The sequence below is a fragment of the Bradyrhizobium sp. AT1 genome (genome assembly GCF_001590795.1).
Lineage (GTDB): Bacteria > Pseudomonadota > Alphaproteobacteria > Rhizobiales > Xanthobacteraceae > Bradyrhizobium.
Genome location: NZ_JXDL01000001.1, coordinates 5544901 through 5560941, shown reverse-complemented (window position 1 = coordinate 5560941; position 16041 = coordinate 5544901). Strand labels below are relative to the sequence as shown.

Sequence of the window (16041 nt, the reverse complement as noted above, 5' to 3'; positions counted from 1 at the left end):
GTACCCGTTTTATATACGCTTGTTCTTGGTGTTTTTGGTGCCGTGCCCCGGATGCGGTGCGCCGCTGATCCGGGGCCTAGTTCTTGTGGGTCCCGGCTCTGCGCCGCAACGTTTCACGTTGCAGCGCGTCCGGGACAGGAGAGCCTGGCTCAGCTCTTGATCTCGGCAGCCCAGGTCTTCTCGATCAGCTGGACGACGCTGTCCGGCATCGGGATGTAGTCGAGCTCTTCAGCCATCTTGTCGCCGCTCTTGAAGGCCCAGCGGAAGAACTTGATGGCTTCCTGCGAGGCCGCCTTGTCGGTGGCGGATTTGTGCATGAGGATGAAGGTCGCCGCGGTGATCGGCCAGGACTTCTCGCCGGGCTGGTCGGTCAGGATGACGTAATAGCCGGGCGCCTTGGCCCAGTCGGCATTGGAGGCGGCCGCCTGGAAGGCTTCGACGGTCGGCTGCACCGGCTTGCCGGCCTTGTTGACGAGACCGGTGTAGGTCAGCTTGTTCTGCTTGGCATAGGCGTACTCGACATAGCCGATCGAGTTCTTGGTCTGGCTGATGTTGCCCGACACGCCTTCGTTGCCCTTGGCGCCGACGCCGACCGGCCACTCGACCGCGGTGCCCTCACCGACCCTGCTCTTCCAGTCCGCGCTGGCCTTGGAGAGGTAGTTGGTGAAGTTGAAGGTGGTGCCCGAACCGTCCGAGCGGCGGACCACGGTGATGGCTTCCGAAGGCAGCTTCGCGTTCGGATTGAGCTTCTTGATCGCGGCGTCGTCCCACTTGGTGATCTTGCCGAGATAGATGTTGGCCAGCGTCTCGCCGTCGAACACCAGCTCGCCCGGCTTCACGCCCTCGAGGTTGACGACGGGAACGATGGCGCCCATCACCATCGGCCACTGCACGAGGCCGTCCTTCTCGAGCTGCTCGGCCTTGAGCGGCGCGTCGCTGGCGCCGAAGGTCACGGTCTTGGCCTGGATCTGCTTGATGCCGCCGCCGGAACCGATCGACTGGTAGTTCAGGCCGTTGCCGGTCTCCTTCTTGTAGGCGTCAGCCCACTTCGAATAGATCGGGAACGGGAACGTCGCGCCGGCACCCGTGATATCGGCGGCAAGCGCCACCGTCGTCGATGCGGCGACCAAGCCGGCAGCGACGATCGTCTTGAGGAAATTCATGCTGGTCTCCATACGGGGGAGCGAAGCGCCATCCGCGCCCGATCGCGCTCCCCACGCCGCCCCTTTAGGAGCGGTCGGCTGTGCTTTTACGAAGGTTTCGTGACAGTCGGATGACACCTTCAAGCGATTGAAATCGCTTGGTTATCCCGTCTAAACTAAAGTCTTAGCCTGGGGAAAACAGGCGGTGAAAGTGGCGCCCTGTTTGGGCACGCTTTCGATCAAAAGCCGGCCGCGATGGCGGTTAAGAATATGTTTCACCAGCGATAATCCGAGTCCGGTTCCGCCTTGCGAGCGGCTGTCGCCGACGTCCACCCGATAGAACCGCTCGGTCAGCCGCGGCAGGTGCTCGGGCGCGATGCCGGGGCCGAAATCGCGGACCATGATCCGGATTTCCTGAGTTCCATCAGTGGCTGCGGCTGAGCTCAGCGACACGATGACGCGTCCGCCGGAGGCGCCGTATTTGAGCGCGTTCTCGATCAGATTCTCGAACAGGCGGAGCAGCTCCTCGCGGTCGCCCGCGATCATCACCGGCCCCTCGGGCAGATGGATCTCGACCTCGACCTGCCGCTCGCGCGCCAGCGGCTCGAGCCCGTCGGCAACCTGCCGAATGATCGGCAAGAGGTCGACCAGGGTGTCGGGCCGGACATGGGCCGACAGCTCGACCCGCGACAGCGACAACAGATCGTCGATCAGGCGCGCCATCCGGGTCGCCTGGTTGTGCATGATGCCGAGGAAGCGCTCGCGCGCCTTGGGATCGTCCTTGGCCTGGCCCTGCAGCGTGTCGATGAAGCCCGACAGCGCGGCGAGCGGCGTGCGCAGCTCGTGGCTGGCATTGGCGACGAAGTCGGCGCGCATCTCCTCGACCCGGCGCAGCGGCGTCTGGTCGTGAAAGGTCATCAGCATGCATTTGTCGGCGCCGCCGAAGCTGGTCGGCACCGGCACCGGCGTGATCATCAGTTCCATCCAGCGATCGACCGGGACGTGATCGAGATAGGTGGCGCGCCGCAGCTCGGTGGTCGCGATGGCTTCGCGCAGCGCCGTGATGATCTCCGGCGAGCGCAGCGCGAACTGGGCGAGCTCGTTCCGGCGCAGCGCCGGCGCGAGCTGGGCGGCAGCGGCATTGAGGTGGATGACGCGGCCGGCACGGTCGAGCAGCACCGCCGGATCCGGCATGCCGGCGACGACCGCGGCCACGGCCGCGCTCTCGACCGGGTTGATGCGCCTGACATCGTCGCGCGAGGCGGCGGGATCATGCAGGCGCCACGGGATCAGCGCCGCCGCCGCGATGCAGAGGAACACGATCGCAGCGTGCAGCGCCGACAATTCGCCGAGCGAGACCACGACGGACAGCGCCAGCGCCGCGGCGATCAGGATGACGGTCGAATGCCGCAGCCGGTCGGACCAGGGCTGGGCGGCGGGAGAAGATGGGGCGTCGATCGCCATCGGGGCGGACTTCTCCTAAAGGGCCTGTCCTAACGCTTGGCGCCGTCAGGCACCGCTGTCGCTACGCTCTCTCACATAGGCGGCTTCAGGCGCCGGACCGGGGTCGAGCTTGAGCGCCGCCTGCTGCAAGCGCTTCGATCGCGCGCCGATCATAACTTCGCGAAACGTCAGCAAGATTACAGAGATGACGAAGGGGGACAGATAATAGAGCACGCGGAACAGCAGCATGCCGCCGAGCAGCTCCTCGCGGTCCATCTGCCAGAGGCCGACCAGCATGGCGGCGTCGAACACCCCGAGCCCGCCGGGCGAGTGGCTGGCGAAGCCGAGCAGCGTCGCCGAGACGAAGATGACCGCGACCACCACGAAGCCGAGATTGGGCTCGTCCGGGACCAGCACATACATCGCCAGCGCGCAGAAACCGAGATCAATGATGCCGATCGCGATCTGGAGCAGCGTCAGCGCGCCACCCGGCAGCACCACGGTCCAGGGCCCGCGGCCGACCACGCGCGGATGGGTCCAGACCCAGACCACGTAGCCGACCAGCCCCGCGATGATCATCAGCGCCAGCGTCCGGTTCAGCCACGGCGGCAGCTGGTCGATCGAGGCGGCGGCCTCCGGATGATAGGAGATGCCGAGGCCGAGCACGGCGGCATTGCCGAGCCAGAAGGTCAGGCCGGCGAGGAAGCAGATCTTCGCGACGTCGATCGCGTTCAGCCCGTAGGCCGAATAGATGCGATAGCGCACCGCGCCGCCGGTGAAGACGGATGCACCGACATTGTGGCCGATCGAATAGGACGTGAAGGCCGCGAGCGCGTTGATGCGATAGGGCACGTGGGTGTGGCCGATCGCGCGCACGGCGAACAAATCGTAGAAGGTCAGGGTGAAATAGCCCGCGGCGACGAACAGCGCCGCCATCGCGATCTGGCGCGGCTCGGTGCTCTTGATGGCTTCGAGGACCTCGTTGAAATCGATGCCTCGCAGCATGTGGTACAGCACATAGCAAGCGATGCCGATGACCGCGACGCTGATCACAACTCCAAGCTTATGCAGGACTTGCTTCTGGCGCAGAAACGTCATCGCCCTGCGTATGGCTTCCAGCATCTAGACCTCGAACAACGCTTCAGCGGCCAGGGTGGCCGGCGAACGGGCGGACGACGCACAGGCACTCAACGAACCCTCGCCGCCGGCTCCGGCATCGCGCATGCCCCCTGCCCCTCCACTAGCGCGTTTTCGGGCCGAGTGGAATTCGCCAATTCGAACAAAAACACGTGCATTCAATATTTTAGGCAGGGTTGCGGGCTCCTGAAGCACGGTTTGGCGCCTTCGGCGGCAGAACTCGAGGCGAATCTCCCTGGCGATCCTGCGCAGGCGCCATGAAGGTTTGATGATTTCGGCCGCACAATGTTCCGTCACGCCTTAAGCCCAAATCAATCTATGAGGCGCGCCTGCCTGTTGAAAGGGGGCGGATTTTCCGATGCGCCGGAAGGTCGCGGGCGCCGAAAGGCCGGCCCAGGAGCGGCAAGGCGGCTGCGCCGGCCGGCGCCGGTCCGACGCTTGAGGCCAAAGGCTCACGCCGCAGGCTGGCCCCGCGACACCACGCGGTCGCGCAGCCAAGCGCCGATGGTGCAGCCGACGAGGTAGCAGGCGAACATAATCAGGCCGAGGTCGAGCCAGTAGCCGAAGCGGCCGGGGACGACATGGGCGAACGAGGCCGCGACCAGGGCGACGGCGAGCGCGGCCAGCCAGCGCGCCGTCACCTTCGAGGTGCCGTTGCCGCGCTGGACCACCGAGATCCAGCCCATGCAGAAGCCCAGCAGCACCGAGCCGATCAGCCAACCCAGATGGAACGAGACGAGATAGGGCATCGTCACCTCACCAGAAATTCGATGCGGCGGTTCTGCGCCTTGCCGTCGTCGGTGTCGTTGCCGGCGACGGGCTGCGTGCTGCCATGGCCGACTGCGGTGAAGCGGCTGGCGGGCAGGCCGGCCTTGACCAGATAGTCGATCACCGCCTGCGCGCGCTTCTCCGAGAGCGCCTGATTGAAGCCGTCCTCGCCGTCGGCGTCGGTATGCCCGGCCACTTCGATATTGGTGGTGGGGCAGCGCAGCGCCGTCTCGATCAGATGATCGAGGATTGCGGCGGAGTCCGGATCGATGTCGGCGCGCTTGGCTGCGAAGCGGATCTTGCCCTTGGCCAAGAGGTCATTGAACAATTGCTGGCACACGGTGCCGTCGACCGGCCCTGCTGCGGGCTTCACGGTGATCTCCGGCTTGTACTGCCAGTTCTTCGGGAAGTCCTTGCCGAGCCCGGCCCGGATGTCGTTGGCGGCCCCCTCATAGAGGGCATCGCCCGACAGCTTCACCTCGCGGTCGGAGACGACGAGCGTGCCGGTCGACAGCCGCGACAGCGCGCCGAGCGCGGCGACCACGGCCGTGTTGAACGAGCCGGGCGCGCCGATGCTGGCCTTGAGATTGTCGACGACCTTTTCGGTGAAGAATCTTCGCCCCGCGCTGCCGACGATCGCCGCATGCACGTTGTTGTCGGGAACGTAGCCGGTCAGCGTCACCGTCGCGGCGACCGGATCCTTGTAGGCCTGGAAGATATAGGGCGGCGCCTTGACGTCGTTGGCGGCGATCGAAAAGCCCTCGGGAAGGTTCTTCAGCGCGGCTGCGATGGCTTCGCGGCCGCCGAGCTCGCGGGCCATGCCCGACAGATTGACCTTGGTATCCGTGATCGTGACCTTGCCGTCCTTCAGCCTGCCGATCTGGTCGAGCAGCAGCATCGCGGCGGCCTCGAACAGCGGCGGCGCACCGCGCGCCAGGCTCATCTGGTCGGCCACCTCGGCGCCGCCGACCTCCTTGCGGGCCGCCTCGGTCAGCCGGCCCTTCATCGAGGGCAAGGGCGCGGAGCCTGACAGCGTCACCCGCACCACGTCGCGCTCGGCATTCCAGACGAAGGGTTTGGCCTCGGGAACCAGGCGGGTCCGGTCGTCGACCAGGCGGACGCCGGGGACGGTCTCGACCGCCATCACGGCGTCGCGGCGCCCCTCCTCGGAGAAGGCGTCCGCGGCCAGGCTGACGTCGCGGCCGTCCACCGCGATCCGGGTCTTGTCCAGGACGGTCCCCTTCAGCGCGGCCGTGCTGCGGGCCGAGAGGTCGGCCTCGACCGGTAAGGTGTTATTCCAGGCCGCAAATCCCCACATGACGGCCAGGGGAATCAACCCCGGCCACCATTTGCTGGCCCACCTGAAAAGCTTCTGCATTCGACGACCCGAACTCTGGAACCGGAGACAAAACAAACCCTTGGCAGGCTGTCAAACCGGAAATGGTGCCCTTCCGAAGGCGCAGCTGGACAATCGGAATAACTTTTTCTTCAAGGGTTCTTCCGTAAGTTGAAGGTGGAATGCCAAAGCCCGCCAGCCGGTCATGAAACAACTGCGTAACAACGTCATCCGCGCCGGGCTGGGAGCACTTTACTTCAGCGGGGCGCACCACCTCTTGCGCCCGCTTTTGTCGGGTGTCGGTGCCATTTTCATGCTGCACCACGTGCGGCCGGCCCGAGAGGCTGCGTTCCAGCCGAACCGGCATCTCGAAGTCACCCCCGAATTCCTGCGCGAGACGCTGTGTCATTTGCGCTCCCGCGACATCGACATCGTCAGCATGGACGAGCTGCATGAGCGGCTGGTGCAGGGTCGGTTCGACCGCCGCTTCGCCGCCTTCACCTTCGACGACGGCTATCGCGACAATCTGGACCACGCCCTGCCGGTGCTGCGCGAATTCGACGCGCCGGCGACGGTCTATGTCGCAAGCGACTTTGCCGAAGGCATCGGACGGCTGTGGTGGGAAGCGCTGGAGGCCGTGATCGCCAAGGCCGAGCAGATCGAGGTCACGATCGGCCATTCCGCGCTGCGGCTCGACGCGACGACGCCTGCGGCCAAGCAGGCCGCCTATGACCGCCTGCACGACTGGCTGCGCGCGCTGCCCGGCGAGCACGACCTCAAGCGGGAGATCGAGGCGCTCTGCGCGAGATATGACGTCGACATGGCCGCGCTGTGCCGCAGCCTTTGCCTGTCCTGGACCGAGCTGAAGACGTTTGCGGCCGATCCGCTGGTCACGATCGGCGCGCACAGCGTCAGCCATTGCAACCTCGCCAAGCTGGCGGAAGACATCGCCGCACAGGAGCTGGCGACGAGCCGCGCGCGGATCGAACAGGCCCTGCAGCGTCCCGTGCTGCATCTCGCCTATCCCTATGGCGACCGCGAGGCCGCGGGCACGCGCGAATTCGGCCTGGCGGCGACGGCCGGCTTCAAGACCGCGGTGACGACGCGGCCCGGCATGCTGTTCGCCGAGAATGCCGGCCACATGACGGCGCTGCCGCGCGTCTCGCTCAACGGCAATTACCAGGACGCGCGGATCCTCCCCGTGCTGACCTCGGGCGCCGCCACCGCGATGTGGAACGGTTTTCGCCGGATCGCGGCGGCGTAGGCACTGCAATCTCCACTGTCGTCCCTGCGAACGCAGGGACCCATACCGCGTGATCCATCGATCGCGTTTGGTAACAGTCCCGAACCGCGAATCTTCGCCAAACTACTCCCTGTGGTTATGGGTCCCTGCGTTCGCAGGGACGACACTGAGTTGGTGTCGCCGCCGTCGCGCCACACGCCCATCTCATCCCGCGCCTTCCTTGACTCCCTTGCCCGCCCCGCTCAAAACAACGTCAAACCAAGGGAGGCATCATGTTCAACGATCTGTTCTCGCTCAAAGGCCGCATCGCGCTGGTGACCGGCGGCTCGCGCGGCATTGGCAAGATGATTGCGGCGGGATTTCTCAGCGCCGGCGCCGCAAAGGTCTACATCACCGCGCGCAAGGCCGGGCCGTGCGAGGCGACCGCCAGGGAGCTCACCGCGCAATATGACGGCGAGTGCATCGCGCTGCCGATCGACATCTCCACCGTCGAAGGCTGCGACAGGCTCGCATCCGAGATCATCAAGCTGGAGCCGAAGCTCGACATCCTCGTGAACAATGCCGGCGCGGCCTGGGGCGCGGAGTTCGACGAATTCCCCGAAAGCGGCTGGGACAAGGTGATGGACCTCAACGTCAAATCGCTCTTCTTCCTGACCAAGGCGCTGGCCAAGCCGCTGCGCGCGGCGGCCTCGCACGAGCGGCCGGCCAAGGTGATCAACATCGCCTCGGTCGACGGCATCTTCGTCAATCCGGGCGAGACCTATTCCTACGCCGCCAGCAAGGCCGCGGTGATCCATCTGACGCGGCGCCTGGCGACCAAGCTGATCAAGGACAACATCAACGTCACCGCGATCGCGCCCGGCGCGTTCAGGTCCGACATGAACCGTGCCGCGCGCGACCATTCGGACGAGGTCGCAAAGCGCATTCCGTCGCGGCGGATCGGCACCGACGAGGACATGGCGGGCGTTGCGATCTATCTCGCCTCGCGCGCGGGCGATTACGTGGTCGGCAACACCATCGCGGTGGACGGCGGCGTGGTGTATGCGAATGCGGGGTTGGAGATCGCGGGGTAGAGAGCAGGCTTCGACGCGCCGGAGCATCAAACTCCGCCGTCGTCCCTGCGAACGCAGGGACCCATACCGCGGGATCTATCGCGTGTGACCGGTATCAGTACCGGACAACGAATCTTCGCCAAACCACGGCCTGTGGTTATGGGTCCCCGCGTTCGCGGGGACGACAGGTGAATGCGCGGCGCCGCCGTCGCGCCTCGTAACCGCCCTTACGACTCGATCTTCACGTACTCGAAATCGCCCGGCTTGTTGTCGATGCCCACCTTCGGCGGCGAGATCCAGGAGGCGAACTTGCCTTGCTCGGTGACGGGCTGCATCAGCGAGGTGATGAAATCACCGTCGGCCGTCGAGGGCAGCCATTCGTCCTTGCGCTTGGCCCAGGTGGCATCGTCGATCAGGATGCCGTCGGGCGTTGCGTGCACGTCCTTGAACTCGCCGATGTGGCGGTGGAAGGCGACGTTCGGCAACTTGAGCTGGAAGTCGTAGCCCGCGGTCGTGATCACCTTGTTCCAGCGCAGCATGCCCTTGACGCAATCCTGGCTGTAATCGTCGCGCAGGCGCATGTTGAGCGCGGTCAGCGCGGGCTCGTCGACCAGCTTGATCTCGCCGTCGATGAACTTGAGCACCGGATAGGTGGCGTTCTTGAGCTGGTGATCGTCCTCGATCTGGGTCTCGTGATAGCGACCCTTGATGCCGGCGTTGAAGGCGTTGGCGGCGTTGGTCGAGACCTCCGAGCCGAACAGATCGAGCGACAGCGTGTAGTGCAGGTTCAGCTTCTTCTGGATGGTCGGCAGGTCGATCACGCCGAGCGCGCGGACCTTGGCGATGTCGGTGGGGTCGGTAATCCCAGCCTCGCGCATGGCATCGCAGGTGCGCTGCACGACGCGGGTGATGCCGGTCTCGCCGACGAACATGTGGTGCGCTTCTTCGGTCAGCATGAAGCGGCAGGTGCGCGAGAGCGGATCGAAGCCGGACTGCGCGAGCGAGTGCAGCTGCATCTTGCCGTCGCGGTCGGTGAAATAGGTGAACATGAAGAAGGACAGCCAGTCCGGCGTCGCCTCGTTGAAGGCACCGAGCATGCGCGGCGCGTCGGCATCGCCGGAGCGGCGGCGCAAGAGATCATCGGCTTCCTCGCGGCCGTCGCGGCCGAAGTACTTCTGTAGCAGGTAGACCATCGCCCAGAGATGGCGGCCTTCCTCAACATTGACCTGGAACAGATTGCGCATGTCGTAGAGCGAGGGCGCGGTCTTGCCGAGATGGCGCTGCTGCTCGACCGAGGCCGGCTCGGTGTCGCCCTGGATCACGATCAGGCGGCGCAGCATGGCGCGATGCTCGCCCGGGACTTCCTGCCAGGCCGGCTCGCCATAGTGCTCACCGAACGGCACGACGCGATTTTCTTCTTGGGGTGCGAGGAGAATGCCCCAGCGATATTCGGGCATGCGGACATAATCGAACTTGGCCCAGCCGCGCGGGTCGACCGAATAGGCGGTGCGCAAGTACACCAGCGATTCCTGGAAGCCCTCCGGCCCCATGTCGCTCCACCAGTCCATGTAACCGGGATGCCAGCCTTCCAGCGCTTTGAGGACCTGGCGGTCTTCGGCGAGATTGACGTTGTTCGGAATCTTGGTCGAGTAGTCGACGTTCATGATGTTCATGTTCATGGCCGTGCTCCTTGATCGGTCTCGTGTCCCGGACGCAGTGCGGCGCGAAGTGCTGCACTGCTGAGCCGGGACCCATTTCGGTCCGCTGTGGGTCCCGGTTCTGCGCAGCGTCACTTCGTGCCGCAGCGCGCCCGGGACACGCACTTCATCAAACCCGCGTCATATCGAATTTCGGCTTCTGGCCGCTGCCGTAGCGACGCAGCGCGCCTTCCTCGCCGACCGCGTTGGGGCGCTGGAAGATCCAGTTCTGCCAGGCGGTGAGGCGCGCGAAGATCTTGGATTCCATGGTCTCGGGGCCGACGAAGCGCAGGCTCGCTTCCATGCCGGTGAGACTGTCGGGCGAGAAGCTGGCGCGCTCCTCCAGGAAGACGCGAACCTCGTCGTCCCAATCGATGTCGTCGAGCGCGAAGGTGACGAGGCCGAGCTCCTCGGCCTGCTCGGCGTCGAGGCTGGTACCGAGGGTTGCTTCCGCGCGCTCGACGTCGGCGGGATCGGCCTGGAAGCGCGATTGCAACCGGGTCAGGCCATGGCTCATCGGATAGGGGCCGAAATTCATGGCAGAGAGCTCGATCGACGGCGGCGGACGGTTGTCGCCCTGGCGCGTGCCGATCAGCATGTAGGAGCGGTCGGCGGCGAACACGAGTTCGGCGAGCGTGCCGGCAAAGCACGAGCCGGGCTCGACCAGCGTCACCAACGTGCGCGAGGTGACGTCGATGCGCTTGAGCACGCGCTTCCAATAGTGCCTGATCTCGTTGACCAGCCAATGCGCCTTGTTGGCTTCGAGGAAGGCATCGTGCGCGAGCACATGGGCGCGGTCGCCGTGGCTCTTGAACACCAGCATGGCGATCTCGAGCTCGTTGATGCGCAAATGCAGGATGGCGTCGTCGAGTTCGCGCGCGACCTGGAGTGACCAGAACGAAGCGCCTTGCGCCATCATGCCGTCGATGTCGGCGGGCGGCGCGGCCTCCGGCGCCTTGATGGAGATGGTGGCGATGCGGGCGGCGCGATCGATGTCGACGGTGACGAAGCCGTAACGGATGCTGTTTTCGTCGATGACGCGCTTGAGCGGCGTCAACGCGATGCCCTTGCCGCTGCCCTTGCGCTTCGATTGGCCCGCGAATTCCCTGGCGCGCTCGGCGATCCTGGCCTCGAGCTTGGAGTTCGGCGCGATCTCGTCGACGAGGCGCCATTGCACCGCGCGCTTGCCCTTGACGCCTTCCTCGATGGTGCAGAAGAAATCGGCGTGGTCGCGGCGCACCTTGCGCTTGTCGACGACGCGGGTGAGACCGCCGGTGCCCGGCAGCACCGCGAGCAGCGGCACCTCGGGCAGCGCGACGGCAGAGGCGCCGTCGTCGGCGAGGATGATGTGGTCGGTCGCGAGCGCCAGCTCATAGCCGCCGCCGGCGGCGGAGCCGTTCACCACGGTGATGAAGCGCTGGCCGGAATTCTCGGACGAGTCTTCCATGCCGTTGCGGGTCTCGTTGGTGAACTTGCAGAAGTTGACCTTGTGGGCATGGGTGGAGCCCGCGAGCATGCGGATGTTGGCGCCGGCGCAGAACACACGGTTCTTGGCCGAGCGCATCACCACGACCTTCACCTCGGGATGCTCGAAGCGCAGGCGCTGGACCACGTCCGCCAGCTCGATGTCGACGCCGAGGTCATAAGAGTTGAGCTTGAGCAGATAGCCCTCGAACAGGCCGCCATTCTCGTCGACATCCATGGTCAACGTCGCGACATCGCCCTCGACCGCCAGCTTCCAGTGCTTGTAGCGGGACGGTTCGGTCTGGAAATCGATGAATGTCGCGCCGCCTGCGAGGCGCCGATCTTCCCCGGCCATGGGTCATCCCTGAGCTCGATTATGCATTTTCGCCGTAGCGTTAGATGCACAATAATGCATCTTTCTGAGCGCGTCTACCCCTTATTCGGGTTCACATGCATTTTGCTTCATGATGCCTCAGGTCCGCGCGGTCGCCCCGAGTGCGATCCAGTCGGCCTTGGAAAGCTCTGGACGGCCGAGCTTGGCTTGCAACAGCGCGACCAGAGCCGGGACAGGGAAGGTCTCCACGAAGCCGTCGCCGGCCGCAGCCGCCTTGCGGGAATTCAATGCCCGCAACTCTCCGAGCGCGTCCCCGAACAGCCGCGCGGCCGAGCGCGCGCGCTGCATCCGCAGTCGCAAATTGGCATTGGCGATCTGGATGCAGGCGCGCAGCAGAATTCGCTCGCGGCCGCCCTGGGGCGCCGCGGCCCACACCGCCTCCAGCACTTCCTGTGCTTCCCAGAAATAGCCGCGGTCGTTGAGCGCAAGCCCGTAGCGCAGCGCCGGATGGCGCGCCGGCACGTAGCCGCGGAAGGCCGAGGGCACCATCGCCTTGGCCAAGCCAAGCGTCTCGTAATCGGCATCCACAGCGCCGGGCTCGCCCGGCACATGGGCCCATTGCGGCCACGGCAATGGGCCGCTCGCATGTGAAGGCACATTCACAACTGTGCCTCCGCGTGGTCATGCGGCGTGTCCTTGAAGTCCCTGATCGTCGCGCAGGGCCGCCTTTGCAAATTGCTCAATTGCGTCAAGCGTCGCCCCCGGCGCTTCACGATGCGGGGAATGGCCCGCCTCTGAAATGACTTTAATATCGACTGGACAATAGCACTCTTCCCTGGCGATTTCGACCTGGCGCATTGTCCCATATTGATCGTTCTCGCCCTGCAGGATCAGGACGGGAACGCGGACATAAGCGAGGTATTCCGAGATGTCCCAATCGCGGAAGTGCGGATCGAGCCAGGCGCCATTCCAGCCGTAGAAGGCGTTGTCGACGTCCTTGTGCCAGCGCGCCAGCTTTGCCTTGAGGTCGGTGGTCTCGAACGTCGCCTTGATCTCCGCGATGGATTTGACCGACACGTCCTCGACGATGAAATGCGGTGCGATCAACGCAACGCCCTGCAATCGGTGGTCCTGATGTGAACCGGCATAGATGGTTGCGATCGAGGCGCCGTCGGAATGGCCGAGCAAGAGGCCGCGCTTGAACGGAATCGTATCGAGGATTTTCGGCAGCACGTCGCGCGCCTCGCGCTGCATGTAATCGAGTGGGCGCGGCAGCGTGACCGGGCTCGACTGGCCATAACCCGCACGCGAATAGGCGAAGATGCCGGCGCCAGTGGCCTGTTGCAGCTTCTCGGGAAAATCGCCCCAGAGCCCGACCGAGCCGAGCCCTTCATGCAGCATGACGATGGTGGGTGCGTCGGCGAATGCGGGCGCGAGCCATTTGTATTCGAGGCTGGCGCCGCCGATGTCGAGGAAGCCGGTGGGGGTGAGGTTGGTCATGAGCGAATTCCGGTCTCTGCCACCCTCCCCTGGAGGGGAGGGTCGATTCACAGCGAGCGTAGCGAGATGTGAATCGGGGTGGGGGTGACAGTCTCTCGACGGATGCGGTGCTCGCGTGGAGAGATCACCCCACCCCGTCACGCATCTCGCTGCGCTCGATTGCGTGCTGACCCTCCCCCTCCAGGGGAGGGTCAGCAAGGGAGTCGGCCTCACAGTCACACTCACTGCGCGCCCTCACGCAGCTTGAACCGCTGGACCTTCCCGGTCGCCGTCTTCGGTAGCGAGTCCACCACGTCGATCCAGCGCGGATATTTCCACGGGCCGATCTTCTGCTTGACGTGCTCCTTGAGCATCTCCTGGAGCCCCGTCGTGGTCGCGCCTGGGCGCAGCACGACGAAGGCCTTTGGCTTGAGCAATCCTTCCTGATCGGCTTCCGGCACCACAGCCGCTTCCAGCACGGCGGGATGCGTGATCAGCGCGCTCTCGACCTCGAACGGCGAGACCCAGATGCCGGAGACCTTGAACATGTCGTCGGCACGGCCGCAGAAGGTGTAGCGGCCTTCGGCGTCGCGGACATATTTGTCGCCGGTGCGGGTCCACGGTCCCTCGAACGTACGCCGGCTCTTGTGGCGCTGATTCCAGTAGCCTTCGCCGGCCGAGGGCGCATCGACCAGCAATTCGCCGACCTCTCCGTCGGCGACATCCTGGCCGGCCTCGTTGACGAGCCGCACCGCATAGCCCGGCACCGGCTTGCCGGAGGAGCCGTATTTGATGTCGCCGGGCGCGTTCGAGAGGAAGATGTGCAGCAGCTCGGTCGAGCCGACGCCATCGAGGATGTCGACGCCGAAGCGCGCCTTCCAGCTGTTGCCGACGGATTCCGGCAGTGCCTCGCCTGCGGAGGTGCAGATGCGCAAAGCGCCGCCGCCGCGCTCGCTCTTCATGGTCTCGTCGTTGAGCATCGCCGCGAACAGCGTCGGCACGCCATAGAAGATCGAGGGGTTGTAGCGGTTCATCAGGTCGAACATGCGCGCCGGCGTCGGCCGCTCGCTGTTGAGGATCACGCTGGCACCGACCGACATCGGGAAGGTCAGCGCGTTGCCGAGACCATAGGCGAAGAACAGCTTTGCCGCGGACAGACACACATCGCTCTCGCGGATGCCGAGCACCTGTCTTGCGTAGGTGTCCGCGGTTGCCTGCAGATTGGAATGGATGTGGCGCACGCCCTTGGGCATGCCGGTCGAGCCCGACGAGTAGAGCCAGAATGCCGGCTCGTCCGGATGCGTCGCGGCCGTGGTAAACTGATCGCTCTCGCCGGCGATCTCTTCCGCGAGCTGCTTGTGGCCGTTCTGCTTGGCGCCGGAGACCACGACATGCTCGAGATCGGGCATGCGGCCGACCACATCCTTGATGACGGGATAGAGCGCCTCGGAGACGAACAGCACGCGCGCGCGGCAGTCGGCGAGGATGTAGGCGTATTGATCCGCCGTCAGCAGCGTGTTGAGCGGCACCGGCACGATGCCGGCGCGGATCGCGCCCAAAAACACGACCGGAAAGTCGACCGTGTCCAGCATGATCATCGCGACGCGCTCCTCGCGGCGGACGCCGAGCCGGCGCAGCATGTTGGCGGCGCGGCGGGTCTGCTGCTGAAGCTCGCGATAGGTCAGCCGCGAGACGGTGTCGTCGAAGGCGAGCTTGCTGCCCCGGCCTTCGGCGACGTTACGGTCGAGCAGCCAGGACACCGCGTTGTAGGATCCCTCGCTCACGGACTTCTCCCCCGAATTTAGAATTATAATTCATAGAAAGACACCGCGACGGCTTGCTGTCAATGCCAGCAGGCACTATGTTTCATTAAAATGCGCCGCAGGACAACCTTCAAGAAAGACATCCCTTAAAGAAGGCTCATGACCGACAGTCCCGACGCCGAATCCCGCTTTCTCGAACAGCTCGGCCAACGCGTGCGCACCATGCGCGCGCTGCGCGGCATGTCGCGCAAAGTGCTCGCCAAGGTATCGGGAATCTCGGAGCGCTACATCGCGCAGCTCGAGAGCGGCAAGGGTAATGTCTCGATCGTGCTGCTGCGCCGCGTCTCCGACGCGATGGGCGCGCATCTCGAGGATTTGCTTCCCAGCCCCGATCCGACGCCGGATTGGCAGATGTTTCGCGACCTCCTTCGCAAGGCGACGCCCGCGCAGATCGCGCAGGCCAAGGACCTGCTCGCAGGCGGAAGCGCCACCGCGCCGCGGCGCGCGCCGTTCTGCGGCATCGCGCTGATCGGCCTGCGCGGCGCCGGCAAGTCCACGCTCGGCAAGATTCTCGCGAAGAAGATCGGCTGGAGTTTCGTCGAGCTCAACAAGGAGGTCGAGCAGCAGAACGGCCTCTCGGTCGCCGAGATCATCGCGCTGTACGGCCAGGAAGGCTTTCGCCGCATGGAGCAGGCGGCGCTGCAGCAGCTGCTCGCACGCAACGAGCTGATGGTGCTGGCAACCGGCGGCGGCATCGTCTCCGAGCCCTTGACCTTCGACCAGATCCTGAGCTCGTTCTACACGATCTGGCTGAAGGCCGAGCCCGAGGAGCACATGGCCCGCGTGCGCCGTCAGGGCGATCTTCGTCCGATGGCCGATGACCGCTCCGCGATGGCCGAGCTGCGCAACATTTTGCTCAGCCGTGAGCCGCTGTATGCACGCGCGACCGCGGTGGTGGACACGGCGGGACTCAGCGTGGATGCGGCGGCAGCAAGGCTGATCGATGCGGTGCGGCCGGTGCTGCAGAACGAGGCCCGCAGCTTCGGGCTGCGCAGTGTGGCGTTGTAGGGCGAGCTGCATTCAAACCCACCGCCGTCGTCCCTGCGAACGCAGGGACCCATACCGCGTGATCCATCGATTGTGCACGCAGCCAATCCCGAACGACCAGCCTTCGCCAAACAAT

Annotated in this window: 13 protein-coding genes; 3 read left to right on the top strand and 10 right to left on the bottom strand. The window is 65.2% G+C overall.

What is annotated here, in order from left to right; all coding sequences use genetic code 11:
* Window positions 1–149: 149 nt before the first annotated feature.
* The 5 genes from pstS to SE92_RS25660 all read right to left on the bottom strand — a co-directional run bounded on the left by pstS (window position 150) and on the right by SE92_RS25660 (window position 5868).
* A complete protein-coding gene (pstS, locus tag SE92_RS25680; protein ID WP_063203756.1) occupies window positions 150–1163 on the bottom strand; it encodes a phosphate ABC transporter substrate-binding protein PstS in 1014 nt (337 codons plus the stop codon).
* A gap of 150 nt (window positions 1164–1313) precedes the next feature.
* A complete protein-coding gene (locus SE92_RS25675; RefSeq protein WP_063199652.1) occupies window positions 1314–2606 on the bottom strand; it encodes an ATP-binding protein in 1293 nt (430 codons plus the stop codon).
* A gap of 45 nt (window positions 2607–2651) precedes the next feature.
* On the bottom strand, window positions 2652–3707 hold the full coding sequence (locus SE92_RS25670) for a lysylphosphatidylglycerol synthase domain-containing protein (RefSeq protein ID WP_063199650.1): 1056 nt from the start codon (window positions 3705–3707) through the stop codon (window positions 2652–2654).
* A gap of 467 nt (window positions 3708–4174) precedes the next feature.
* Window positions 4175–4471, bottom strand: a complete 297-nt coding sequence (locus SE92_RS25665) for a hypothetical protein (protein ID WP_063199647.1) — start codon at window positions 4469–4471, stop codon at window positions 4175–4177.
* A gap of 2 nt (window positions 4472–4473) precedes the next feature.
* Window positions 4474–5868 carry an OmpA family protein gene (locus SE92_RS25660; RefSeq protein WP_063199644.1) on the bottom strand — a complete coding sequence of 465 codons (1395 nt, stop codon included), beginning with the start codon at window positions 5866–5868 and terminating at the stop codon, window positions 4474–4476.
* A gap of 163 nt (window positions 5869–6031) precedes the next feature.
* On the opposite strand from SE92_RS25660, the gene SE92_RS25655 reads away from it, so the two are divergent.
* Both SE92_RS25655 and SE92_RS25650 read left to right on the top strand, forming a co-directional pair.
* Window positions 6032–7090, top strand: coding sequence for a polysaccharide deacetylase family protein (locus SE92_RS25655; RefSeq protein WP_063199641.1), 1059 nt, complete (start codon window positions 6032–6034; stop codon window positions 7088–7090).
* A gap of 251 nt (window positions 7091–7341) precedes the next feature.
* Entirely contained in the window at window positions 7342–8142 is an 801-nt protein-coding gene (locus SE92_RS25650) for an SDR family oxidoreductase (RefSeq protein WP_063199638.1), read from the top strand.
* 206 nt (window positions 8143–8348) lie between these two features.
* On the opposite strand, the gene boxB is transcribed toward SE92_RS25650, so the two are convergent.
* The 5 genes from boxB to SE92_RS25625 all read right to left on the bottom strand — a co-directional run bounded on the left by boxB (window position 8349) and on the right by SE92_RS25625 (window position 14879).
* Window positions 8349–9800 (bottom strand): benzoyl-CoA 2,3-epoxidase subunit BoxB, encoded by a 1452-nt coding sequence (gene boxB / locus SE92_RS25645; protein WP_063199635.1) that lies wholly within the window; start codon window positions 9798–9800, stop codon window positions 8349–8351.
* A gap of 148 nt (window positions 9801–9948) precedes the next feature.
* Window positions 9949–11637, bottom strand: a complete 1689-nt coding sequence (gene boxC, locus SE92_RS25640; RefSeq protein WP_063199633.1) for a 2,3-epoxybenzoyl-CoA dihydrolase — start codon at window positions 11635–11637, stop codon at window positions 9949–9951.
* A 117-nt stretch (window positions 11638–11754) separates the two neighbouring features.
* Window positions 11755–12279, bottom strand: a complete 525-nt coding sequence (locus tag SE92_RS25635) for a DUF309 domain-containing protein (protein WP_063199630.1) — start codon at window positions 12277–12279, stop codon at window positions 11755–11757.
* A gap of 18 nt (window positions 12280–12297) precedes the next feature.
* The gene (locus tag SE92_RS25630; RefSeq protein WP_063199627.1) at window positions 12298–13116 is read right to left on the bottom strand and encodes an alpha/beta fold hydrolase; all 819 of its coding nucleotides are present in this window, start codon (window positions 13114–13116) and stop codon (window positions 12298–12300) included.
* Between the two features lie 221 nt (window positions 13117–13337).
* Entirely contained in the window at window positions 13338–14879 is a 1542-nt protein-coding gene (locus SE92_RS25625) for a benzoate-CoA ligase family protein (RefSeq protein ID WP_063199624.1), read from the bottom strand.
* Window positions 14880–15017: 138 nt separating this feature from the next.
* On the opposite strand from SE92_RS25625, the gene SE92_RS25620 reads away from it, so the two are divergent.
* Window positions 15018–15926: a helix-turn-helix transcriptional regulator gene (locus SE92_RS25620; RefSeq protein WP_063199621.1), complete on the top strand. Its 909-nt coding sequence runs from the start codon at window positions 15018–15020 to the stop codon at window positions 15924–15926.
* Window positions 15927–16041: the final 115 nt, after the last annotated feature.